The organism is Halalkalirubrum salinum, assembly GCF_005543295.1.
GTDB classification, from domain to species: domain Archaea; phylum Halobacteriota; class Halobacteria; order Halobacteriales; family Haloferacaceae; genus Halalkalirubrum; species Halalkalirubrum salinum.
Map to the genome: position 1 here is coordinate 29,739 of NZ_SRSG01000008.1, position 23,416 is coordinate 53,154.

The 23,416-nt window shown below is 61.6% G+C and carries 19 protein-coding genes, 1 tRNA gene and 1 pseudogene; 7 read left to right on the forward strand and 14 right to left on the reverse strand.

The window, feature by feature from the left end; all coding sequences use genetic code 11:
• Positions 1-186: 186 nt before the first annotated feature.
• From E5K03_RS01995 to E5K03_RS02005, 3 genes are all read left to right on the forward strand, one after another.
• Entirely contained in the window at positions 187-1,497 is a 1,311-nt protein-coding gene (locus E5K03_RS01995) for an amidase (RefSeq protein WP_138004702.1), read from the forward strand.
• A 147-nt stretch (positions 1,498-1,644) separates the two neighbouring features.
• Positions 1,645-1,719, forward strand: a tRNA-Val gene (locus E5K03_RS02000).
• A gap of 230 nt (positions 1,720-1,949) precedes the next feature.
• Positions 1,950-3,089, forward strand: coding sequence for a CBS domain-containing protein (locus E5K03_RS02005; RefSeq protein ID WP_137196477.1), 1,140 nt, complete (start codon positions 1,950-1,952; stop codon positions 3,087-3,089).
• A gap of 72 nt (positions 3,090-3,161) precedes the next feature.
• Here the strand turns inward: E5K03_RS02005 and radB are convergent, their stop codons facing one another.
• The gene (radB, locus tag E5K03_RS02010) at positions 3,162-3,887 is read right to left on the reverse strand and encodes a DNA repair and recombination protein RadB (RefSeq protein WP_394343957.1); all 726 of its coding nucleotides are present in this window, start codon (positions 3,885-3,887) and stop codon (positions 3,162-3,164) included.
• 140 nt (positions 3,888-4,027) lie between these two features.
• Between radB and E5K03_RS02015 the strand changes: the two genes are divergently transcribed.
• Complete coding sequence (locus tag E5K03_RS02015; RefSeq protein ID WP_138004704.1) at positions 4,028-4,891, forward strand: hypothetical protein; 864 nt, start codon at positions 4,028-4,030, stop codon at positions 4,889-4,891.
• 17 nt (positions 4,892-4,908) lie between these two features.
• Here E5K03_RS02015 and larC read toward each other — a convergent pair whose 3' ends face one another.
• The gene (gene larC, locus E5K03_RS02020; RefSeq protein WP_138004705.1) at positions 4,909-6,162 is read right to left on the reverse strand and encodes a nickel pincer cofactor biosynthesis protein LarC; all 1,254 of its coding nucleotides are present in this window, start codon (positions 6,160-6,162) and stop codon (positions 4,909-4,911) included.
• Positions 6,163-6,313: 151 nt separating this feature from the next.
• Here larC and E5K03_RS02025 point away from each other — a divergent pair, with 151 nt between their 5' ends.
• Positions 6,314-7,087: a helix-turn-helix transcriptional regulator gene (locus E5K03_RS02025; protein ID WP_171006573.1), complete on the forward strand. Its 774-nt coding sequence runs from the start codon at positions 6,314-6,316 to the stop codon at positions 7,085-7,087.
• Between the two features lie 354 nt (positions 7,088-7,441).
• Positions 7,442-9,667, forward strand: coding sequence for a CDC48 family AAA ATPase (locus E5K03_RS02030; RefSeq protein ID WP_138004707.1), 2,226 nt, complete (start codon positions 7,442-7,444; stop codon positions 9,665-9,667).
• A gap of 15 nt (positions 9,668-9,682) precedes the next feature.
• On the opposite strand, the gene E5K03_RS02035 is transcribed toward E5K03_RS02030, so the two are convergent.
• From E5K03_RS02035 to E5K03_RS02080, 10 genes and pseudogenes are all read right to left on the reverse strand, one after another.
• Complete coding sequence (locus tag E5K03_RS02035) at positions 9,683-10,426, reverse strand: competence/damage-inducible protein A (RefSeq protein WP_138004708.1); 744 nt, start codon at positions 10,424-10,426, stop codon at positions 9,683-9,685.
• Between the two features lie 82 nt (positions 10,427-10,508).
• On the reverse strand, positions 10,509-11,180 hold the full coding sequence (gene phoU / locus E5K03_RS02040; protein WP_138004709.1) for a phosphate signaling complex protein PhoU: 672 nt from the start codon (positions 11,178-11,180) through the stop codon (positions 10,509-10,511).
• A gap of 96 nt (positions 11,181-11,276) precedes the next feature.
• On the reverse strand, positions 11,277-12,152 hold the full coding sequence (gene pstB, locus E5K03_RS02045; protein ID WP_138004710.1) for a phosphate ABC transporter ATP-binding protein PstB: 876 nt from the start codon (positions 12,150-12,152) through the stop codon (positions 11,277-11,279).
• Positions 12,153-12,154: 2 nt separating this feature from the next.
• Positions 12,155-13,843, reverse strand: a complete 1,689-nt coding sequence (gene pstA / locus E5K03_RS02050) for a phosphate ABC transporter permease PstA (RefSeq protein WP_138004711.1) — start codon at positions 13,841-13,843, stop codon at positions 12,155-12,157.
• Positions 13,844-13,879: 36 nt separating this feature from the next.
• Positions 13,880-14,494, reverse strand: a pseudogene (locus tag E5K03_RS02055) (PstC family ABC transporter permease); the annotation flags it as partial.
• A 187-nt stretch (positions 14,495-14,681) separates the two neighbouring features.
• On the reverse strand, positions 14,682-15,353 hold the full coding sequence (gene phoU, locus E5K03_RS02060) for a phosphate signaling complex protein PhoU (protein WP_138004713.1): 672 nt from the start codon (positions 15,351-15,353) through the stop codon (positions 14,682-14,684).
• 892 nt (positions 15,354-16,245) lie between these two features.
• Complete coding sequence (pstB, locus tag E5K03_RS02065; protein WP_138004828.1) at positions 16,246-17,130, reverse strand: phosphate ABC transporter ATP-binding protein PstB; 885 nt, start codon at positions 17,128-17,130, stop codon at positions 16,246-16,248.
• A 5-nt stretch (positions 17,131-17,135) separates the two neighbouring features.
• Positions 17,136-18,731: a phosphate ABC transporter permease PstA gene (gene pstA / locus E5K03_RS02070; protein ID WP_138004714.1), complete on the reverse strand. Its 1,596-nt coding sequence runs from the start codon at positions 18,729-18,731 to the stop codon at positions 17,136-17,138.
• Positions 18,732-19,700 (reverse strand): phosphate ABC transporter permease subunit PstC, encoded by a 969-nt coding sequence (gene pstC / locus E5K03_RS02075; protein WP_138004715.1) that lies wholly within the window; start codon positions 19,698-19,700, stop codon positions 18,732-18,734.
• Positions 19,701-19,763: 63 nt separating this feature from the next.
• Positions 19,764-20,861 (reverse strand): substrate-binding domain-containing protein, encoded by a 1,098-nt coding sequence (locus tag E5K03_RS02080; protein WP_138004716.1) that lies wholly within the window; start codon positions 20,859-20,861, stop codon positions 19,764-19,766.
• A 327-nt stretch (positions 20,862-21,188) separates the two neighbouring features.
• Between E5K03_RS02080 and E5K03_RS02085 the strand changes: the two genes are divergently transcribed.
• On the forward strand, positions 21,189-22,187 hold the full coding sequence (locus E5K03_RS02085) for a phosphate signaling complex PhoU family protein (protein ID WP_138004717.1): 999 nt from the start codon (positions 21,189-21,191) through the stop codon (positions 22,185-22,187).
• 12 nt (positions 22,188-22,199) lie between these two features.
• Here E5K03_RS02085 and speB read toward each other — a convergent pair whose 3' ends face one another.
• Both speB and E5K03_RS02095 read right to left on the reverse strand, forming a co-directional pair.
• Entirely contained in the window at positions 22,200-23,033 is an 834-nt protein-coding gene (speB, locus tag E5K03_RS02090; RefSeq protein WP_138004718.1) for an agmatinase, read from the reverse strand.
• Entirely contained in the window at positions 23,034-23,408 is a 375-nt protein-coding gene (locus E5K03_RS02095) for a translation initiation factor IF-5A (RefSeq protein WP_137196489.1), read from the reverse strand.
• Positions 23,409-23,416 lie beyond the last annotated feature (8 nt).

A 23,416-nucleotide genomic window follows, 5' to 3' on the forward strand; every position in this document is an offset into this window, starting at 1 on the left:
GTTACCAATGTATGAGTTCGTCTTGTGATGTACAAATATGTTCATCAGTAAAAGCCTGTCGGGCTGCGCATACGGGCTCGATCAGCTCGATCGCAAACAAAAAACGATTTGAGCAGCTCGATCACACCCGGGAACCGAACTCGCCGCGTGGGGAACCGTCAAATCCCTCGACGGTGACGATCACGTATGCGCACAGACGCGCCGCTCGCCGCGGCGATCGCCAATCTCCGAGATGGCGAAACGACGCCCGAGCAGTACACAGACCGCTGTTTTGATCGATTTTCGGATATCGAGTCAGACGTCCACGCGTTCGTCTCCGAAGCCGACCGAACCGGGTGGCTCAAACGACAGCTTCGGGCGATCGAATCCAGCGGAAGTGATGGTCGGCCGTGGGACGATCGACCGGCGTTGTACGGTGTGCCGGTTGGCGTAAAGGATATTTTTCACGTCGACGGACTGGAGACACACGCCGGTTCGTCACTTCCACCCGAGGTACTAGCAGGGCCACAGGGGTGCGCGATCGACGCACTGGTCGACGCAGGCGCGATCGTCTTTGGCAAAACCGTCACGGCCGAGTTCGCCCACTTCTCGCCCGGGCCGACGCGGAACCCTCACGATCTCGATCGGACGCCCGGTGGCTCCTCCAGCGGATCGGCTGCAGCGGTCGCCGCAGGAGTCGTGCCGCTCGCACTCGGGACGCAGACGATCGGCTCGGTGAACCGCCCGGCAGCGTTTTGCGGCGTTGTCGGGTTCAAACCCTCCTATGGTCGAATTCCCACAGATGGGGTGATCCCAGCGGCACCGTCGGTCGACCACGTTGGGACGTTCACGCAGGATATTGCTGGCGCGCGGGCCGCGGCTGCGGTGCTCTGTTCGGGGTGGCGATCGGAATCTGTCCCGCGGCGCGAACGGCCGACGATTGGGGTTCCGGCGGGCCCGTACGTCGAACAGGCCGAAGCTGTCGGACAAACGGCGTTCACGGAGCACGTCGATCGGCTCGAGGCGGCGGGCTTTGACGTGACCCGACTCGAGGTCTTTCCAGATATCGAGGCCGTCAATCGGCGGCACGAACGCCTGGTCGCCGCGGAGATGGCGATGGGCCACGAGCGCTGGTACCGCACGTACGGCGATCGGTACGCCGAAAAAACCGCTGCCGTGATCGAGAAGGGCCGGTCGATCGACGCCGGCGAACTGGCACAAGCCCGCGTGAGTCGAGTTGAGCTCCGCGAGCGGGTGTGCGATCAGATGGCCGAGGCAGACATCGACGTAATTGTGTCGCCTGCTGCGCCCGGACCGGCCCCAGACGGGATCGAGACGACCGGCGATCCGATCATGAGCCTCCCGTGGACCCACAGCGGCCTGCCAACGGTATCGATTCCGGCCTCCCGGACCGACGAGGGACTGCCGATCGGGCTCGCGTGCTCGGCGCGGTTTGGAGACGACGAGCGATTGTTGCGGTGGTGTGAGCCGATCGCGGCGGCGCTCGACGGCGTCTGATCGGCCGCTCCGGGCAGTTTCGAGAGCGATCGACGTGGGCGGCTCGATCGGTCTTGGCGGGCGAAAAATCCACATGCGGCAGCACGATCGAAAGCTTCAATTACCTCCCCCGGATACGAGAAAACGCGACAGAACGCGAAACCGGACGGGTTTGTGGTCTAGTCTGGTTATGACACCTCCTTGACATGGAGGAGGCCGGCAGTTCAAATCTGCCCAAACCCACTCTCTGAATTCTCCAACGACGAGTGATGCGAGGTTGCTTGCAACCTTGAAAGCGATCGGCAAAGCCGCGAGCGAAGCGAGGAGTCCGTGAAATCGAGATGGGTGCTGGCAGATTTGAACCAGGGAGCGAACACAGTGAGCGACCGTGGTTCAAATCTGCCCAATCGCGTTGATCCGCGAGAATAGAAACAAAGTTCAAGACACTACGCGGAGTAGCATCAACTTGGATTATGGATATCACTGATATCGTCGTCGAGGAATTTATTGAGGTTGATGTCGACGAGCGGATCGGCAAGGTCCGGTCGATCTTCGAATCGGAGAACCCCCGGGGCGTCATCGTGACCGACGACGGCGAGTACGCGGGCGTGATCGGCGAGAGCGAGCTGGTCAAATCGAGAATCGAACACGATACCAAAGCAAGCGTGCTGATGAAGCCCGCACCGCGGATCGAAGAACACGAAGACGTTCGCGAGACAGCACGGCTGTTGATCGAAGGGGACGTTCGCATCGCCCCCGTCTACGCCGGCGAGAAGCTCATCGGGATCGTCACCACGGATACGATCCTCAAAGCAGTGCTCGATAACCTGGATGTACTCACCGTCGAGCAGGTCTACACCCGCGATCCGCTCACGGTGACGGATCAGTCCCATATCGGCCAGGCGATCAACCGCCTCCGTGAGAATGGCGTCTCTCGGCTGCCTGTGACCAACGACGCCGGCAAGCTGACCGGCATCCTCACCACCCACGACATCGTTGAGTTTGTCGTTCGTGACAACGAGCGCCAGGAGAAAGGCGATCGCAGCGGCGACGCCGATCGGATGCTTGATCTGCCTGTGTACAACCTCTCGACCTCACCTGTGCTCACTGTAACGCCAGAGACGAGCGTCAAAACAGCGGTCGAGAAGATGCTCGACAACGACATCTCGGGGCTCGTTGTCACCCCCGAAGGCGAGGACGTCGTCGACGGCGTGATTACGAAAACCGACGTCCTTCGGGCGCTCACGTTCACCGAAGAGTCCCAGATGGATGTTCAGATTACGAACGTGGACCTGTTGGACACGATCGATCGCGGGGAGATCACCGACTCGATCGCCCGCGTCGTCGACAAGTACCAGCAGATGGATGTCCACCACGCGCACGTTCGCTTCCACGAACACAAAGAGAAGCTCCGCGGCACACCGTTGATCCAGTCGCAGATCCGCCTGCGGACCAGCCACGGCCAGGTTGCCGGCTCCGGAGAGGGCTATGGCGCAGATCACGCCTTCCACGTCGCGCTGGATAAACTCGAGCGGAATGTCCTCGAAATGAAAGGCGTCAACGCCGATGAAAAGTACCGCGGCCAGCTGCTGCGAAAGCTCGGCGAGTTGTAGCTGCGGCCATTCTCACTCGTCTGGAGCAGCACACCCCACTCGTCTGGAGCAGCACACTCTCACTCGTCCGGATCAGAACGGCTCAGTCGCAGACAGTCCTGCATCAGTAATTTCGAACGTCACAGAGTCACCAACCGCCTTCGATCGGTGTTTTTCGAGCGTCGCTCGACGATTGCCCCCGCGGAACCGATCGAGCCGGAGGACGACACCAGTCCAGTGTTCGAGCGTGTGTCCGCCGAGGCCGCGGGTTCTGTCAGTGTCGGGATCAGAAAAGACCTGATTTGTGATGACGACCGCGATATTGTGTTTACGGGCGATCGACAGTAGGTGAGTGATTTGTCTGGCAACCGCGCGGAGTGCCTCGCCGCCGGTGGTCTCTTCGGTCCGTTTGAGTCGATAAAAACCGGTCGCGCTATCGAGGACGATGAGTTCGATCGACTCAGCGAACTCCGAGGCATCTTGGACGGCTTCGGCCTGCTCGTCGAAGTCCATGGCTTCAGTAATCACGAGCCGCGAGGCGACGTCTTCGACTGGTTCGTCGGTTTGAGCTGTGATGAGCTGGCTGAAGCGATCGATCGACAGCCCTTCGGTATCAATGTAGAGCGCGCGGCCACCAGCCAAAGCGACAGTGACGGCTGCCGAGAGCGCGACGTTGGTTTTCCCGGCCGCGGGCGGACCGTATATTTGCGAGACGGTGCCGCGCTCGAAGCCGCCACCTAACAGCTCATTGAGCGCTGCACACCCGGTCGACACTGACGAGTCGGAAGTCACGATCGATCGTTCGATCGGCCCGCGCAAAAACACCGCGATCCAACCGCCCGTGATTGGTCCACATGCGATCGACACACCTGTGATCGACCCGTACGATCGGTCCAGCGTCGCAATCAATTGGGCGGCTCGATCGGTGTGGTTTTCACTTCCCGATCCAACCGAAGAGCGTGATCGTCGTCGCAACGTCGGATTTCAAGCTCTATCACGAGGCGGTGACCGCCCTCCGCGAGCGGGGTGTGGCCTTCACGACAGTCGCCCCGGCCAAGATTGATACAGGAGACGAGCTGCCCGAACGGACGACCGTCGTGCTCACGACCCGTGAGGACCGGATCGATCTGGGTGGCCATCACGACATCGAACTCGTCTACGGCGATGCTGAGCGAATCCGTCCCGCGATCGAAGAGGCGCTGTCGATCCTCCGTGGCGGGGACGACCGACTCATTATTGGCGTCGACCCGGGGACGCGACCGGGTATCGTCGTCACGCTCGGCGGAACCGTGACCGCCGCGTTTCAGGTACCGCTGGCCGCAGCGGTCGATCGCATCCGCGAGGAGGTCGAAGACGCCGCGGATCCCCTCGTTCGGATCGGCGACGGTGCGCGACTCCAGGGTGCGCAAATCGTCAACGACCTGCCCGACGTAGCGGTCGAACTCGTCGACGAAACCGGAACGACGCCGTATCTCGGCGCAGGAGCGCGGGGAATGGGCGATGTGCTTGCAGCGACGAATATCGCGCGGCTCGAGGGCGAGCGGATCGATTCGATCGAGATCGATCCCACAGACGGCGAACTCCAGCGGATCAAAAACGAATCCAGACGACGATCGGCCGGCGGGCGAACCATCTCAGAGCCGCTCGCCAGACGGGTGGCTCACGGGGAGTTGACTGTCGACGAAGCGCTCTCTGCGCACGAAAGTGAGAGTGACTCTGAAAGCCACGAGGGTGAGTCAAGAGACGTATCCGCGGGAGCGGAGGGTGACCGCGACGACCGAGCCGATCGTGGCTCGGATAGAAACGCAGACGAAACCCAGTAACCATTGATCGGTGTCGATCAGTCTTCGACGGCGTCTGCGAGCCGATCGTGAACGATCGCCTCAGCCCGGCGGGCGACCTCGCGAACGGCGAGGCCAGTTTCGGCGGCGACCGCAGCTACGTCATCGTGTTCGGCACTGACGTCGTACACCGCGCCGTCCGTTGTCGACGCGACCTTGACCGACACATCGAACGCCTCGCCGTCGATCTCGATTCGCGCAGTCTCGAAGGAGCGATCGGCCGTCCAGCGGTGGCCTGCGCCGTGTTCTCGAATCCCGAGTGTGCCAGTCTCGACGGCGAGTCGGTGGGCGACGCGTTCGGCGTCCGCCGGGTGGACGATCACCTTTACCAGATGCCCCGGCCGAGATTTTTTCATCGTCGTCGGGACGATCGACACGTCTCGTGCGCCAGCATCTGTCAGCGTCTCTTGGAGCGATCCGAGCGTCTCCGGCGTTGCGTCGTCGAGATTCGTTTCGAGAACCGTGATCGGCTCCGTCGAAAGCCCGCCATCAGCGTGCCCGGAGATGGCTCTGAGGACGTTTGGATGGCGATCGAACGTCCGTGCTCCGGCCCCGTAGCCGCTCGTGTCGACGTCGATCGCCGGGAGCGCGTCGACGCCATCGGCGATCTCTGCGAGGATTGCCGCCCCGGTTGGGGTCAGAAGCTCTGCGTCGACCGGCCCGCCGACGATCGACCAGTCGGCGTCGGCGGCGATCTCGACGACCGCAGGAGCCGGGATCGGATACGTCCCGTGGCTCATCTCGACGCTCCCGCCACCGACGGCGATCGGTGTGGTGACGACTCGATCGGGATCGAGATCTGCTAAGAGCGCCATGACTCCGGTCACGTCGGCGATCGCGTCGTCCGCACCGACCTCGTGAAAGTGGATCGCCGAGAGCGACTCGCCGTGGATGGTCGCCTCGGCTTCGCCGAGCCGGCGGAACGCCCCAATCGCCGAGTCGGTCACGGCCGCCGGCAGGTCGATCGATTCGACAATCTCGATCACCTCCTCGTAGTGGCGGTGTGGCCCGTGGCCTTCTGCGGTCGCTGAGTCGCGCTCATCAGCAGCGTGTGTTCCGTGATCGTCTGTGAGGACCACCGAAACCGCTGTCGAGTCGATGCCGTTTTTCACTGTTGAATCAATGCGAAACTCGACGTCAAGCGCCGCTTCGATCGGATCGAGCGCGGACCGATCCGCACCGATCGAAACCAGCGCACCGAGCAGCATATCCCCGCTGGCCCCACTTCGGCCGTCAAACGCAAGCGTGTGCATGAACAGGGGTTTGCTATCCGACGGCAAAACGGTCCCCATCGGGGATCCTATCGCAGCCAATCAGTGGTGACGTGAGATCGAGTGACTGGACACTGAGTCGATGGAGTATATACAATTATATGTATCCCTCCACGATCCCGAATACATTGACATGAAAGAGGCAGTATCGGCGATCGAGTACGTCACGCGATCGATCCATCGAGTCCGCGTACTGGAGCACCTCCGAAGTGGCGAACGGACGCGAGGAGAGCTTGAAGCCTCAATTGATGCGTCCAGCCGGACAATCCGCCGCGTCACCGACGGGCTCATTGAAGCCGGTTGGGTCGAACAGACCACAGCGGGGTTTAGGTTGACGCCGACCGGAGCCGTGTTTGCCGAAGAATTCGCAGAGACGCTGTCGAAGACAGCGACGCTGTTGAAGCTCCAACCGTTCTTTCGGTGGTTCCCCAGAGACGTCTGCTCGCTGTCCCCAGAGGCGTTCGAGGACGCAACCGTTACGATTCGGAAGCCACACTCGCCGTACGAGCCGGAAGATCGGGCACTGAATCGAGTCTCTGGGACGGATACGATCCGAACGATCGCACCGATCAACGCCCCGTTCTACAACGAGACGTACTACAAGGCGATCATGGAGCAAAGCGCCTCCGCGGTGACGGTGTTGTCCAAGGACGTGCTGTCGATGCTCCAACGCGACGGCGACGCGCTCGAAGATGTCATCCAGACTGGTCGCGTGGAGCTCTACGTGTATCCCGACCCGATATCGTTCGGGCTGCTCATCACCGACACGGTCGTTGCGATCGGTGCCTACGGCGACGACGGGACCATGCAGGCGCTCGTTGAGTCTACGGACGAGACCGTCAGACAATGGGCGATCGAAACGTTCGAACAGTACCGCAAGGCAGCGACCGAAATCGAGGCGACCTAATCGAACCCGGTGCGTGGACAACGGTGACAGAGTGTGTCGAAACGACAGGCGCTGTCACAACGACGGAAAATGACTTTAATAGCTAACGTGTTCTGGTTGTGAACGCCGCGAACGGCGATCACGGCGACCAGATCCCCACTGGCGTTTCCTCCCTTCGATCACGCCACGCCGCCCCCGTGATCTGCCGTCGTGTTGCAAACCACAGGTGCGCTTTCGCCAACCATTAGTATCGCCGCCTCTCACAGTATGGTATATGATGACAACCCGTGCTGATCGCTTTCGTTGGCGATCCCTGCGAACAAAGGACTTATCGCCAGACCGGCCGGAACCTCGGCTACGAACGAGGAGGTCCCAATGAACGAAGTACAACTTGAGGTGGCGAAAGCGTACCCGAACGACTCGGGGCGGGGTATCGCCCGCCTGGATCCGGACACGCTGTTGCACCTGAAGCTCTCGCCGGGCGACATTATCGAAATCGACGGTGCAGAGCTGACGGCCGCGAAGGTGTGGCGTGCAGACAGACAAGACTGGAACACTGACACGGTTCGAATCGACGGGTTCACCCGCCAAAACGCCGATGTGGGCATCGGCGAGCGGGTGACGATTCGGAAAGCCGACGCCGAAAAGGCTGAAACGCTCGTGTTGGCTCCGCCTGAAGAGGCGAGCGTCCAGTTCGGCTCTGACGCCGCCGGCATGGTCAAACGCCAGATTCTCAAGCGGCCGGTCGTCGAACGCGACATCGTCCCTGTAATGTCGAGTACGAACCATCCGTTCATGCGATCGCCCGGCCAAGCGATTCCGCTCATTGCCGTCGAAACCGAGCCAGAGGGCGTCTGTCTCGTGACCGAGGACACCGAGGTGGAACTGCGGGAGGAGCCGATCAGCGGCTTCGAAAAGACTGGCGGTGGGATCACCTACGAGGACATCGGTGGGCTGCAAAGCGAAATCCAGCGGGTTCGTGAGATGGTCGAGCTGCCGATGAAACACCCCCAGATTTTCCAGAAACTGGGGATCGAACCGCCACAGGGTGTCCTGTTGCACGGTCCACCCGGCACCGGAAAGACGCTCCTCGCGAAGGCCGTCGCCAACGAGACCTCCGCGAGTTTCTTCTCGATCGCGGGTCCCGAGATCATCTCAAAGTACTACGGCGAGAGCGAACAACAGCTCAGAGAGATCTTCGAGGACGCAAAGGACGATTCGCCCTCAATCATCTTCATCGACGAGCTCGACTCGATCGCGCCCAAACGCGAGGACGTGACCGGCGAGGTCGAACGTCGCGTCGTCGCTCAGTTGCTGACGATGATGGACGGCCTCGAAGCCCGTGGGCAGGTCATTGTCATTGCTGCGACCAACCGAGTCGATTCGGTTGACCCAGCCCTCCGTCGGCCCGGCCGGTTCGATCGCGAGATCGATATCGGTGTGCCAGACGAGGTCGGTCGCAAAGAGATCCTCCAGATTCACACCCGCGGCATGCCGCTGTCGGACGACGTCTCCTTGGATCATCTTGCCGACGAGACCCACGGCTTCGTGGGTGCGGACATCGAGAGTCTCACGAAAGAGGCTGCCATGAAGGCGCTGCGGCGGTACCTCCCAGAGATCGACCTTGACGAGGAAGACATCCCACCGAGCCTGATCGATCGGATGATCGTCAAACGTCAAGACTTCCACGGCGCGCTCTCGGAAGTCGAACCTTCCGCGATGCGCGAGGTGCTCGTCGAACTCCCGAAAATCACGTGGGACGATGTCGGTGGGCTCTCGGAGCCGAAACAGCAGGTCAAAGAGAGCGTCGAGTGGCCGCTGACGAACCCCGAGAAGTTCGATCGAATGGGCATCGAAGCGCCGAAAGGCGTGCTCTTGTACGGCCCGCCGGGGACTGGCAAGACGCTCATGGCGAAGGCAGTCGCCAGCGAGACGAACGCCAATTTCATTTCGGTGCGTGGCCCGCAGCTACTCTCGAAGTGGGTCGGTGAGTCCGAGAAGGCGATCAGACAGACCTTCCGGAAGGCCAGACAGGTCAGCCCGACGATCATCTTCTTCGACGAGCTCGACAGCCTCGCACCCTCGCGGGGCCAAGAGATGGGCAACAACGTCTCCGAGCGGGTTGTCAACCAGCTGCTCACTGAGTTGGACGGCCTCGAAGATATGGGCGACGTGATGGTTATTGGGGCGACGAACCGCCCAGACATGATCGATCCGGCGCTCATCCGCTCGGGACGGTTCGATCGGCTCGTGATGATCGGCCAGCCCGACGAGGAAGGTAGAGAGCAAATCCTGAAGATCCACACCGCCAACGTGCCGCTGGCGGCGGACGTGAGTCTCAGAGAGATCGCCGAGATTACCGACGGCTACGTCGGCTCAGATCTCGAATCGATCGCCAGAGAGGCCGCGATTGAGGCACTGCGCGAACAAGACGACGCCGAGGAAGTCGAAATGCGGCACTTCCGCAAGGCCTTAGAGTCCGTGCGGCCGACGATCAACGAGGAGATCATGTCCTACTACGAGGAGATCGAACAGCAGTTCAAAGGCGGCGGCCGCGACGCCTTTGGCGAGCCGCGCAGCGGCCGAATTGGGTTCCAGTAACGCCCGTTTGCCTCCTCAGTCTTCTGTGGGATCGACAGTCTCAATTCGATCGTCGAGCCACTCAGTCGCGGCGTTGACGGCTGTTTGATCCGTGCCGCTTATTTTTATCCGATTCGGCTTGGGTCGGCGAGCGGGATAGCTGCCCGCGATTACGTCGAAGCGCTCGTGTAACTCGGTGAATGTTTCGCCCATTGCACCCTCCGGAACCGGGGTATACAGCGTCCGCGTCACTCGATCGCCCCCAAACGTTTCTGCAACCTGGCCGAACATCGCCCGCATCTCGTCTGGAATTCCTGGCAGTACGTAGCTATTTTCGAGTACACACCCCGGCGAGAGGCCAACCTCGTTGAGCAGTGGCCGCGCACCCGCAGGAATCGATGCCTGTGCGTCTGGATCAACTCGCAGGTCGTAGCGTTCGACCAACTCGGGATGTTCCTCGCGGTAGGCGGCCATCGTTTCGAGGACGTCCTCGCGGGCAGCGTCGTTAACTTCGACTGTCCGATCGAACGCCGCCGCGACCGCGTCCATTGTCACATCGTCGTGGGTGCCGCCAAGTCCACCAGTGGTGATGACCGCATCGAACAGCTGCGTCCACTCTCGGACCGTCTCAGCGATGAGCGATCGATCGTCGGGAACCACGAGGATTCGCTCAACGGACGCCCCACGTCCTGAGAGTTGTCTGGCGAGCCAACTCGCATTCGTGTTCTCGGTATCGCCCGACAGGAGTTCATCGCCGATCGTGAGCAGCCCAACCTTCATACTCGACACACGAAGAGCGTCAAAAAGAACGTTTGCCAATCAGTCAATTGTTCGACTGCCGAGGAGACAAAAACCCTGTATCTCAGTAGATCAACTCGTCGTTGTTTTCGATCATATACAGCGTTCGGGCAGCGATATTGACTGTGTGATCGCCGACCCGTTCGAGATCCCGAATCGTCAACGACAGCCGCGAGACATCCGCCATCAGTGTGGTGATGTCCTCGCTCTCGGCGCGCTCGGTGTCGATCAGGTCACGAACGACGATTTCGCTTGCAGCCTCACACAGTTCGTCGAGTTCATCGTCTGTCTTTGCGACCTCATAGCAGATCTGTGGGCGATCGCCCGCGTAGGCAGTCATCGCGCGATCGAGCATGTCGAGGGTCTTCTCGCCGATCAGCTGGATGTCAACATCGGGGAACACATCCTGCTCGGCTTCCGTTGCGTACTCGCCAAGATTTGTCGCCAGATCGCCGATTCGTTCGAGATCGGTGATGATGTTGAACGAGGCTGCGATGAACCGAAGATCGCTCGCAACTGGCTGCTGGAGCGCAATGAGATTCGTACAGTCCTGTTCGAGTTCGAGGTACATATCGTTCACCTCGGTGTCGCCTTCGATAACCTGTCGGGCGAGCGCCTCGTCTTTCCGCTCGAGCGCATCGAGGCCGTCTCGCAGGCGCTCGGCGACCACCTCACTCATATATAATACGTCGTCACGGAGAGCCTCTAGATCAGCCTGATACTCGTTTCGTGGCATACTTATCCTACGTCGATCGAGCCGACGCAAAAGCGTTGTCCTCAGAGTCGAACTGTGAGAGATATAGACGTCTGTTCAGACCAATAACCCGGCCGATCAGCCAAACTTCCCAGTAATATAGTCTTCGACTTCCTGATTCTCGGGGTTTTCGAAGATCTTCGCCGTATCGTCGAACTCTGCGAGGTTCCCGCCGGTGAGGAATACCGCAGTCTTGTCGGAAATCCGTGCGGCCTGCTGCATGTTGTGGGTGACAATAACGACGGTGTACTCTTCTGCGAGATCGGCGATCAGATCCTCGATCTTCGAGGTTGCGACCGGATCGAGCGCGGAGGCCGGCTCGTCCATCAAAATGACGTCCGGGTCAACTGCGATCGCTCGGGCGATACATAGCCGCTGTTGTTGACCGCCCGAGAGGTCCAATCCCGAGCTGTCGAGTTGGTCTTTGACCTCGTCCCACAGCGCTGCGCCCTTGAGCGCCCGCTCGACGCGCTCGTCGAGGTTTCGGGTATCACCCTGGATTTTCGGTCCGTAGGCGACGTTGTCGTAGATCGACTTCGGGAATGGATTTGGAGCCTGAAACACCATCCCGATTCGACGCCGGAGGACGACCGGATCGACATCATCGTCGTAGACGTTCTTACCCTCAAAGAGCAGCTCTCCTTCGACGCGGGCTGCGTCGATGAGGTCGTTCATGCGGTTGATACACCGCAAGAATGTGGACTTCCCACAGCCGGACGGGCCAACCATGGCCGTCACCCGGTTTTTTGGGATGTCCATTGTGACGCTGTTGAGCGCGCGATCGTCGTTGTAGTAAACGCTGACGTCTCGCGCCTGGATGACCGGTTCGGTCGTTCCGGCGTCTGTCGCGAGCCGGCCGGCGTCGAGCGCCTCGCTGCCGGGGCTCGGTGAGATAAGCGTCTCTGTCGCGCTGTCCGTGTCGGATTCGGATGGCTCCATTGGTTCGTGTGCCATGATTACTGGTTCCGCTGATATTTATTTCGAATGATGATCGCTGCGGCGTTCATGCCCAAGAGCACGACCAACAGCGTCACCACGCCTGCGGCCATTACGCCGTATCTGAAGTCTGCTTGCGGGTAGTTGACGACCCACGAGTGGATCTGCTTCGGCATCGCGCTGAACTTCGAGAAGATCCCACCAGGCGGCCGGTAGATCGTCGTCGCCGCGCCGATCAGAATGAGCGGCGCGGTCTCGCCAATCGCCCGACCCAACGCCAAGATCGTTCCGGTGAGGATACCGGGCATCGCCTGGGGCAACACCACGTTTCGCGTCGTCTGCCACCGCGTCGCACCCATCCCGTAGGACGCTTGCCGCATCGAGTCCGGCACCGCGCGGATCGCCTCCTGTGCGGAGATGATGACGATCGGGAGGATCAACAACCCGATCGTGAAGCCGCCGACGATCACCGTCCCCAACGGCAGCCCGATAAACCGAATAATAAGGGCCAGTCCGAGCATGCCGTAGACGACAGACGGCACGCCCGCGAGGTTCCCGATGTTGATCTTGATGAGCCGAACAAGCTGGCCGAGCCAGCCGGAGTTCGGCGCGTACTCCTCGAGATAGATCGCCGCACCGACCCCCACGGGGAACGCCGAGGCGGCGATCACGAGAATCATCAACACCGAGCCAACGAGCGCCGGGTAGATCCCCGCATCCTCGGCGGTTCGCGAGTGGACCGACGTGAGAAAGCCCCAATCGAGCCACGCGTCGGGGCGAGCGAATCCGAGCGTCTCGGTCGTCACGATCGCAGCGACGAGTCCACCGATGACGACCGCCGGAAAGACGAGCCCGACGATCGCCGACGGATCGTGCGTGCGCACACCGTCGAGATAGATGCCGATCGGCACCGCGATGGTCACGAATATCACAACTGCGGCCTCGGCGTTCCAGCCAAGCGTCGCCGCGATCGCGCCGGCAGCGAGCGACCCCGCGACCACCGCCCCGAGCACCACTGTCCAGGGCGTCTCAATTTCGCGATCACTGCCAACTCGTCTGGCAGCGATCGCGCCGGCCAAGGGACCGAGCGTTACCGCAAGTGCGGTCCACTCGAGTGGGATAAACGGCGCGACGAGAATGAACGCCCAGATCGGCGAGAGCAGTTCCGGCGTCCCAAGCGGCTCGATCGCCGGGATCCCGGTCACAGTGAGGATTGCCAGCGCGACAAACACCGCTGCCTGCTCGATGATGTTCATTCGCGGCCGTTTTTGCAAATAGCCATAGAACGCGGCCGCCCCGATCGCCACCGAAATCGACACCGCAAACCAAGCGATCGATCCGTATGTTTTGACGATCACGATAACGAGTCCGGCCGCAACAAAGAGTCCACCGAGGATCATCCCGAATGTGTTACTGCCAACCGTCCGAGCGGTCGGGTTCACCCGTCCGAGTACCACCCACGTTGTGACCGAGGGCACAACGAACAGCCCGAAGAACGTCAGATGCCAGACTGGGTCGGCGGTAAACGGCTCGATCGCGTCGACCGACACGTAGATCAGCAGTATCGCGACCATCAAGATACCGAACAGCGTCGCAAACAGCGTCGTGTACTCGAAGGCGACGCCGCGGATCCGGCTGACGCTTGATTCGCCACCCCACCAGGCTTGTTCCTCAGAATCGGCCGGTACGTCAGGGGTTTCTGTCGCCATGTTAGATCACCTCCGAAGGAACACGGACGAGCCTGCTCATTGGTACTCCTCCCGGAATCGGTTGGCGACGATGTCGCTTGCGAGGTTCATTAAAAAGGTCATTGTAAACAGGAGCAATCCGATCGCAAACAGCGAGTAAAAGGCGGTCGTCCCGCCGGCGAGGTCGCTCAGTCCGAGATTGATGATCGCTGCGGTCATTGTTGACCCGGAGTTTGTCGCGATGTACGCAAGTTCGGCGGGAACGTCGGCAATACTCTCTGGAGCAAACATTCGTGCGCGCATCCCCATTGCGACCGTGACGATCATCGTCTCGCCGATCGCCCGCGAGAGTGCGAGGATGAACGAGGCGAAGATTCCAGACACCGCCGCGGGAATGACGACGCCGGTCGACACCTCGAACTTGGTGGCGCCCATCCCGTAGCCGGCCTGCCGCAGCGAATCGGGAACCGCGCTCATCGCGTCTTCTGAAAGGCTCGATACCATCGGGATAATCATGATACCGACCATGAGCGACGCGCTGAGGACGTTGAACGTGCTGAGTTCGATCCCGATAAACTCGACTGCGGGCGTGATGTACACGAGCGCGAAGTAGCCGTACACGACCGTTGGGATCCCCGCAAGAACCTCGAGGGCCGGTTTGAGGATCGATCTACCCGATCTTGTCCTCGGTCGCTTGAACAGCGGCTACCCTGCCACGTCGTGCGAACTGATTTTGAAGATGCAACAGGCTACACGTGAGGACGGTCGGGATCCGTCGGCTCTCGACGGTGGAAGCTCCGCTCGACCTCGATACCGAGCAAAACGAGGCGTCGAGACGCGACTCGGCGACTGCCGAGGATCAGTAGATGAGTTCGTCGTCGTTCTCGACCATGTACAGGGTCCGAGCGGCGATGTTGACCGCGTGGTCGCCCACGCGCTCGAGGTCGCGGATCGTGAGCAACAGCCGGGAGACGTCCTGGAGGAGCATCTCGACCTCGTCGGTCGAATCGAGTTCGCGCTCGATGAGGTCCCGGACGACGATTTCGCTCGCGCGCTCGGCGAAGTGGTCGAGCTCGTCGTCACGCGTTGCGAGTCCGCGACAGGCGTCGACGTCCTCGGTGTCGTAGGCCTGGATCGCGTCGTCGACCATCTCGACCGTGAGTTCGCCCATCGCCTGGACGTCGACGTCGGGGAAGAGCTCGCGTTCGGCGTCTTTGGTGTAGTCGCCGAGGTTCACCGCGAGGTCGCCGATCCGTTCCAGGTCGGTGATGATCTTGAACGACGAGGCGATAAAGCGCAGGTCGCTCGCGACCGGCTGCTGGAGGGCCAGCAGGTCGATACACTCCTGTTCCAGGTCGAGGTACATCCGGTTTACCTCGGCGTCGCCCTCGATCACCTCCTGGGCGAGGGTTTCGTCCTTTCGGTCGAGGGCGTCCAGCCCCATCCGGAGGCGCTCCATCACGACTTCGCCCATGTAGCAGACGTCCTCGCGGAGTTCCGCGAGCTGTTCCTGATACGATTTCCTTGCCATGAATGGGAAAGCTCCCTCGGGCGTGATGTACCTTGCGCTCGTTCTCGTCTCTCGCGCGCGCGGCCAGTCGACAGGGTTCGAGGGTCGGTGAGCCGTCTCGCGAGATCACCACCGGCAGTCGAGGTCGGGCTCGCCACACAGCGCCGGTCCGCCTGGAGCGGGTAACTCCGTTCGAAGCCGCGGGGGTGCGAGTAGCGGACGGTGGCACGAATCGTCGCCTACGAGCCATCGTCGCCGGTTCTCGCCGGTTCGTTCCGATCGGAGGTGACGGCTCTACGCCCGGATAAACCACATGACACAATACGAAATCGTCCAGCGACGGTACGGCACGTCCGACTCCGATCCGCGCCGCCCATGCCCGACAGCCACCGTCCACGTCGGCGAATCACGGTGACGGCGCTCCACGTCGGTCGACTGGCCAGCACCGGTCCGACGCGGAGACGAACTGGAGCGAACTCCAGCGCGTGCGATAGCGAGACGAGAAGCGGAGACCGCAGATTCTAACCGATGCGACGGTATACCCCCCGGTTACCGCCGGCGGATCGACGACGATCGTCACTGGATCACCGTCGAGAACCCGCCTCCTCGAGGACTCGCCCGGGGGGTCGGGTGGGACCGTCGGCCGTTTCCGAGCACGGAGGCCTGCCACGGCGTCGCGTCCGGAACGGTCGGTGCTCGACCGTCGACGTGATCGACTCCTGGTTGCGGGAACGAGGCTGGCGAAACGGCTCGTGTCGAGTCCGCCGGTCGGCGCGTGTGGATGGAGTCGAGAAAAGCGCGTGTGTCCGGTCGGCGCGTGTGGATGGAGTCGAGAAAAGTGCGTGTGTCCGGTCGGCGTGTCGCGTCGGTGGGGGTTCGGTGCCCCTTGAACGGTCGACGTGACCGGCCGGTTTCAGCCGAACTTGCCGGTGATGTAGTCCTCGACGCGCTGGTGTTCGGGGTTCTCGAAGATCTTGTCGGTGTCGTCGAACTCGACGAGTTCGCCCCCGGTGAGGAAGACGGCCGTCTTGTCGGAGATGCGCGCGGCCTGTTGCATGTTGTGCGTGACGATCACGACCGTGTACTCCTCGGAGAGCTCGTCGATGAGGTCCTCGATCCGCGAGGTGGCGATCGGGTCGAGCGCGCTCGCCGGCTCGTCCATCAGGATGACGTCGGGATCGGTCGCGATCGCCCGCGCGATGCACAGTCGCTGTTGCTGGCCGCCCGAGAGCTCCAGCCCCGACTCGTCGAGGCGTCCCTCGATCTCCTCGAGCAAGGCCGCGCGCTCGAGGGCGCGGTGGACCCGCTCGTCGACCTCGTCGTCGAGCCCCTGAACCCGGAGGCCGAAGGCGACGTTGTCGTAGATCGACTTCGGGAACGGGTTGGGCTGCTGGAACACTATCCCGATCTCCCGCCGCAGGGCGACGGGATCGACGTCCTCGTCGTAGACGTTCTTGCCGTCGAATTCGACCTGCCCCTCGACGCGGCAGACGTCGATGCGGTCGTTCATCCGGTTGATACAGCGCAGGAACGTCGACTTGCCACAGCCCGAGGGGCCGATCAGCGCCGTCACCTGCCGTTCGGGGATCTCGACGTCGACGCTGCTAATGGCCCGTTCGTCGCCGTAGTAGACGTCGAGATCTCTCGTCTCGATGAGCGTTCGATCCGACCTCGAGGTCGTCCTCGTCGTCGCCTCCTTCGAGAGGTCCTCGAGGCTCCGCGAAACGTTCACGATCGGGTCCGAGTCGTCCCCGGTCGGTGTCTGTGCGTCGGTCGTGGTCTGGTGGTTGTCGGACATCGTACTCACCGTTTTTCGAGCCGGTTACGCAGGATGATCGCGGCCGCGTTCATTCCCAGCAAGATCACGAGAAGGGTGATGACTCCGGCAGCGACGACCCCGTACCGGAAGTCCGGCTGGACCCTACTTTGCCAGGAGAAGATCTGCAGCGGCATCGCCGTGGCGTTTCCGAACAGCTCTGTCGGCGCGCTCGAAACCGACGTCGAGGCCCCGATCATGATCAGCGGTGCGGTCTCACCGATCGCTCGCCCGAGCGCGAGGATCGTCCCGGTCAAGATGCCGGGGAACGCCTCCGGAAGAACGACCTCCCGGGTCGTCTGCCACCGACTCGCGCCCATTCCGTAGGAAGCCTCTCGGACCGAGTCTGGAACCGATCGAATCGCTTCCTGCGAAGCGATGATGACGATCGGCAGGACGAGTAAACCGACGGTCAGTCCCGCCGTAATGACGGTTCCTCGTCCCAGGCCGAAGTGGCGTGCGATGATCGCCAGGCCGAGCAGGCCGTAGACCACGGAGGGAACGCCAGCCAGATTGGTGAGGTTGATCCGGATGAGTCGAGTGAGCCTGTTGTTCGGTGCGTACTCCTCCAGGTAGATCGCGGCCCCGACGCCGAGCGGGAACACGGCGACGACCATCACGATCAGCATGAAGACCGAGCCGACGATCGGCGGGTACAGCCCGGCGTTTTCCGGGGTTCTGGACGGTCCCTCCAGGTAGAACTCCGGGCGGATCCAGGAGTTCGGCATCGGAACGCCCTGCGCCCAGGCGACGGCGACGAGCGCGACCACACCGCCGACGAGGGTCGGGAGCGCGAGCAGTCCGGCTCGGGCTTCCGGTCCTCGCCGATAGCCGTGGGCGAGCACGATAGTCGCCGGAAGGACGAACCCGATTAGGAAGACGATCGGTGCTCCCCCGGTTTCGAGGACGCCGACCTCGACGAGCAGTCCGAGCGCGATCGTACCGCCGACCGTAGCGGCTGCCGCGATGGTCGCCGCGCGATCCTCGCGCGTCCGCGACCACCAGATTAGCGCGGTGGCGGTCGGAATCGCCAGCGTGAGCAGGTAGAGAAGCCACGGCTTGGCCATGGCGAAGATGGCGGTGATCGGCTCCAGGAAGACGGTCGCGACGATCGCTCCGAGCGTGACCGTGGCCATCACGGCCGGGCCCGAGCCGTCGATCGCTGGCAGTCGGTCGCCGTAGCGCACCGCCGCAATCGCAGGGAAGACTGCGAACACGACGTACGCCGCCCACACGTGGGGTGTGATGATCGTGAACGCGACGATGAAGAAGCCCCCGAGTCCGGCTGCGAGCAACACCCCGCCGACGCTCGTCTTCGCGACGTCGGCTGCCGGCGTGCCCCATACGTACCAGCCGAACAGCGCAACCGGGAGGACGAACGTCACTCCGAGGATCGCGAACCAAATCGGTTCAGCCTCTTGCAGTTCGATCGCGTCGAGCGTCACGTACGCGAGTAAGACCAGGAGTGTGACGATGCCGAACAGCGCCGTACCGAGGCAGGCGTATTTGAACGCGCCGCCGCGAAGCTTCGTCAGGGCGTTCGAACGACCGACCCACTCGTGTTCTTGCGTTTTCGTCCCCATTCAGTACGCCTCCCTGTAGCGCCGCTGGATGACGTCCGCGATCACGTTCATCACGAACGTCACGACGAACAACGCCAGGCCGAGCGCGAACATCGACCAGAAGACCGGCGTTCCGCCGGCCGTGTCGGACCCCGCGGCCTGAACCATCGCCGAGGTAATCGTCTGAACGGAGTCGTACAGGTTCTCGTCGAGCCTGGTCGGATCGAGGATCAACATCTTGGGGTTCTGTCCGGCGGCGACGGTGACGATCATGGTCTCGCCGATCGCCCGCGAGAACGCGAGGATGAACGACGAGACGATGCCCGAGAACGCGGCGGGAACGACGACTCGCGTCGAGACGTCGAACTTCGTCGCGCCCAGACCGTAGCCGGCGGCGCGCAGTGAGTCGGGAACGGCGCTCATCGCGTCCTCGCTGATCGAAGACACCATCGGGATGATCATGATCCCCATCATAATCGACGCCGACAGCGCGTTGAACGTCGACAGGTCGAGAAACCGGTCCAGAAACGGCGTGACGTACGCCAGTGCAAAGTAGCCGTAGACGATCGTCGGCACGCCCGCCAGCACCTCGAGTGCCGGTTTCAGGTACGCCCTCGTCGTCGGGCGGGCGTACTCACTCAGGTAGATCGCCGCGCCGAGTCCACACGGCAGCGCGACCGCCGCGGCGGCCACCGTGATGACGATCGTGCCGCTCAGCAGCGGCAACAGCCCGTATGAGTACGGCTCGATCGTTGGCACCCATTCCTTCCCGGCGACGAACTCCCTGACGGCGTCCGCGGTCGACCCCTCGAGCAACCCTGCGTACTCCTGGAAGAAGTACACCGCGTCCGAAAAGAGGGTAAAGATGATCCCGATCGTAATCGCGACGGTCAGCGTCGCACAGCCGAGGAGCACGTACTCGTAGATGCGCTCCTTGCGAACCTTCGCTTCCGGGCGTTGCCACTCGCGTTGCGAAACGTCCCCGCTCATCGGGATTCCCTCCATCGATTCTGTGTCATTTTTATTGATGCGTTAATAGAAAATTCGCAGGGATTAGTTCGCCGACGGAATCGCGTCTTCCTCGCTGAGATCACCGTCGATGGCAGCTTGGAGGCGTTCGAGATTCCCCTCCACCTCTTCGTCATTCATAGCGACGTAGCCGATGTCGTCGGAGATGATCCCTTGATCGCCCGACATCTCGATGGCGAACTCCATAAACGCCTGAATGGCCTCGTCCTCCTGGAGCTTCTCCTGATTCACGTACCAGAAGATCGGTCGCGCGAGCGGGTAGTCGCCCGCGCTCGCGGCCTCGAGGCTCGGTTCCGTACACCCGTTGCCGCCATCGAAGTCGAGGGCCTTGATGCCATCTGGGTTGTTGTCGTAATAGGCGAACGGGATGTAGCCGTGTGCGTATTCGTTCCCGCGGACGCCCTCCGCGATGAGGTCGTCCTCTTCGGTGCCGTCGAAGTCGGATCGAATGCTTCGGAAGTCATCGAGCACCTCGCCCGTCCAGTAATCGTACGTCCCCGATGTCGTCGCCGGGCCGAAGAGTTCGATCTCCTCGTCGGGCCAGTTGGAGTCGATGTCGGCCCACGTCTCGGGTGCGTCGTCGGGGAGCCAGATGGCCTGCATCAGTTCGTTATCGGCGCAGTCGTCGGGAATCCAGTCGTTCTCCGGGTTGACGATCACCGTCAGCGCGTCGCCGGCACACTGGAACTCGACCGGCTGGAAGCCGGTCTCCTGACAGGCCTCGATCTCCTCCTCGAGGATCGGGCGGCTCGCACCGCTGATACCGCTCTCGCCGGGGATGAAGTAGTTCTCCATCCCGCCCGTGCTGCCGTCGCTCGAGAGGTTGAAGTCGAACCCGTCGTGCATGTTCGCGAACTCTTCGCCTGCCGCTTCCGAGACCGGGAAGACGGTACTGCTCCCGGAGATGCGGATCGAGCCGGAGACGTCGCCGCCGTCTCCACCATTGCCGCCGTCTCCACCATTGCCGCCGTCTCCACCATTGCCGCCGTCCCCGCCGTTTCCACCGTTGCCGTTACCACCATCGTTCGCCGTACACCCGGCGATCCCGATCGCGGTCGCTGCCCCTGTGGTTGCAATAAAATTACGACGCGAGACGATGGACCGATCGTTCTGGTTTGCCATCACCGTTTGGTGGAATCCTGAGGGATAAATACGATGCTATTACTTCTATATAGATCTACGTTTTGCTCCGTAATTTTCTCGAACAGAAACCAGTTGTCTGTAGATACATGCGCAACTCTATCTTTTCCAGGGCAATAGACACATACCTACTGCCCGAACAAACTCATTCGCATATATTTTTAATCAATCCAACGTATGCCATTTTCATATCTAGCTATCCAAAGAATAATTATCAGTAATTATCACGCATGCTGGTAGATTGTTTTGATCATGAGGATATTGTTCCAAAGGACAACGTTATAAATATCTTGAGCCAAATATATAGATATGGAGACCCGGAAGGTGCAAGTCACCGGCGGATCGACGTATACGGTCTCGATTCCAAAGAGCTGGGCGACAGAAAATGGGGTCAACGCGGGCAGCGTGGTCGAGTTCTATCCAGAAAGCGACTCGCTATTTATGACACCAAAGACCGAGGAGGATCGGACCGAAGGCACACTCGATATTACTGACCTCCACGAACAAGAGCTCATGCGCGCGGTAATGACGATGTACGTCAGCGGCTTCGATATCATCGCGCTCGAGAGCACCGAGATCACGACCGATCAGCGGCGAACAATTCGGCAGGCGACACAGAGCCTCGTCGGTCTCGAGGTCTTAGAGGAGACCGCCGATCGTATCGTCATCCGCGATCTGCTCGACTCCTCGGAGCTGTCGATTCACAACGCCGTCACCCGGATGCGGCTCATCTCACTGTCGATGCTTGACGACTCACTGACCGCGCTCGCAGACCTCGACACCGAACTCGCCGACGACGTAATCCAGCGTGACGAGGACGTTGATCGGCTCTGGATGGTCGTCTCGCGCATCTTCCGATCGACCCTCCGAACGCCGAAAGCGGCCGAAGAGCTTGGACTCCCACGAGAGATCTGTTTCGACTACCACTCGAGCGCCCGCCAGCTCGAACGGATCGGCGATCACGCGACCAAGATCGCCCACCTCACAAAAAACATCGAGCAACCGGTCCCCGAAGAAGTTATCGACGCCCTCGAAGAACTGCACGCCGACACCGTCGACGTGATCGACAAGGGGATGGACGCCCTCTTTACCGATGAGAGCAGCGAGGCAACCCAGCTCGCAAACGAAGCCCGCGAGGCCGTCCGAGCGATCGACGCCCACGCCCGCACGATCGACGAGCTACTCCGTGATCTCGATCCGGCTCGCGCGCAGTTGCTCGGACTCATCGTCGACTCAGTCTCTCGGAGCGCCGACTACGGCGGCAACATCGCCGAAACCGCGCTCCAAAAGGCCGCGCCAACGCCCTGATCGCCCGCGATCTCACACCGCATCTTCCTCGGCTGCTCGACCAGCCGCGTGTCGATAGACGAACTCCCGCAACAGCTTGCCGCCGAGCGCCGCGGCCTGGCCGTCGTCGCGATCGTTGACCTCCACGACGTCGAATCCGTCACAGGCAGGTGCGACGACACGAACGACATCACGCATCTCTCGTGCGGACAGCCCGAACGGCTCCATCGTGCCCGTCCCGGGCGCAACTGCTGGATCTGCGCCGTCAATATCGACCGAGAGGTAGACAGATTGCCCCTCGAAGCGTGGGGGATTCTCGAGCCACGATCGCACGTCCTCGGGAGCAACAACTGTCACGTCGTCTTCGGCGGCGCGATCCCACTCATCGGGAGTGCCGGTTCGTGCGCCAAGGATGATCGCTTCGTCGGCAGTGTCGAGCACGTGTCGTGTCACGCACGCGTGACTCCACTCGTTGCCGTCGTACTCGGTTCGGAGGTCGAGGTGGGCGTCGAGACAGACAAAGACATCCGGCTCGACCGCCTCGACGCCAGCAGCAGTGACGGTGTGTTCGCCGCCGATCGTCAGCGGAATCGCGTCGTCCCACACCGCAGCACGGAGCTCACTGGCGAGGTGATCGAGGTACTCGCGAGCGTCGTCCCACGCGTGGACGTCGCCGGCGTCGTGGACGGCGAGGTCCGAAAAAAACGAGTCGGTGAATCGGTCGTAATCGTCGTACGTTGCCGCGAAGCGGCGGACCCGATCGGGTCCAAACCGCGTCCCGGGTTGGAACGTTGTCGAGATGTCCAACGGTGCGCCGACGATTACGTAGATGGCCACGTCCCGATCGGCGGTCGCACCGGGGAACATCTACACAACCTTGCGCTGGCCCTCGTACTCGAGGTATTCGATCTCATCGCCGTTCGAGAAGTCCTCGCCCTCGGGGATCCGCATCGTGAACGTCTCGTAGGTGTCGAGGTCCATAACCTGCGCGTCGTCACCGGTGACGGAGACGACCTGCCCGCCCTTCCGCTCGATGATCGGGACCCATACCTTCGCGTCGACCGGCTGGCTCAGGCTGCGTTTTTTGTCGTCGAAGACTCCCTTGCCTTCGACACGAGCCTTCGCGCTGCCGTGTTTGCCCGGCTTTGCGGTGCTGTAGTGGTTGATTTTACACGGCGAGTCGTCCATCATCACGTAGCTTCCCTCCTGCAGTTCGCGAACCTGCTTTTGTTCTCGTGGCATATCCACAG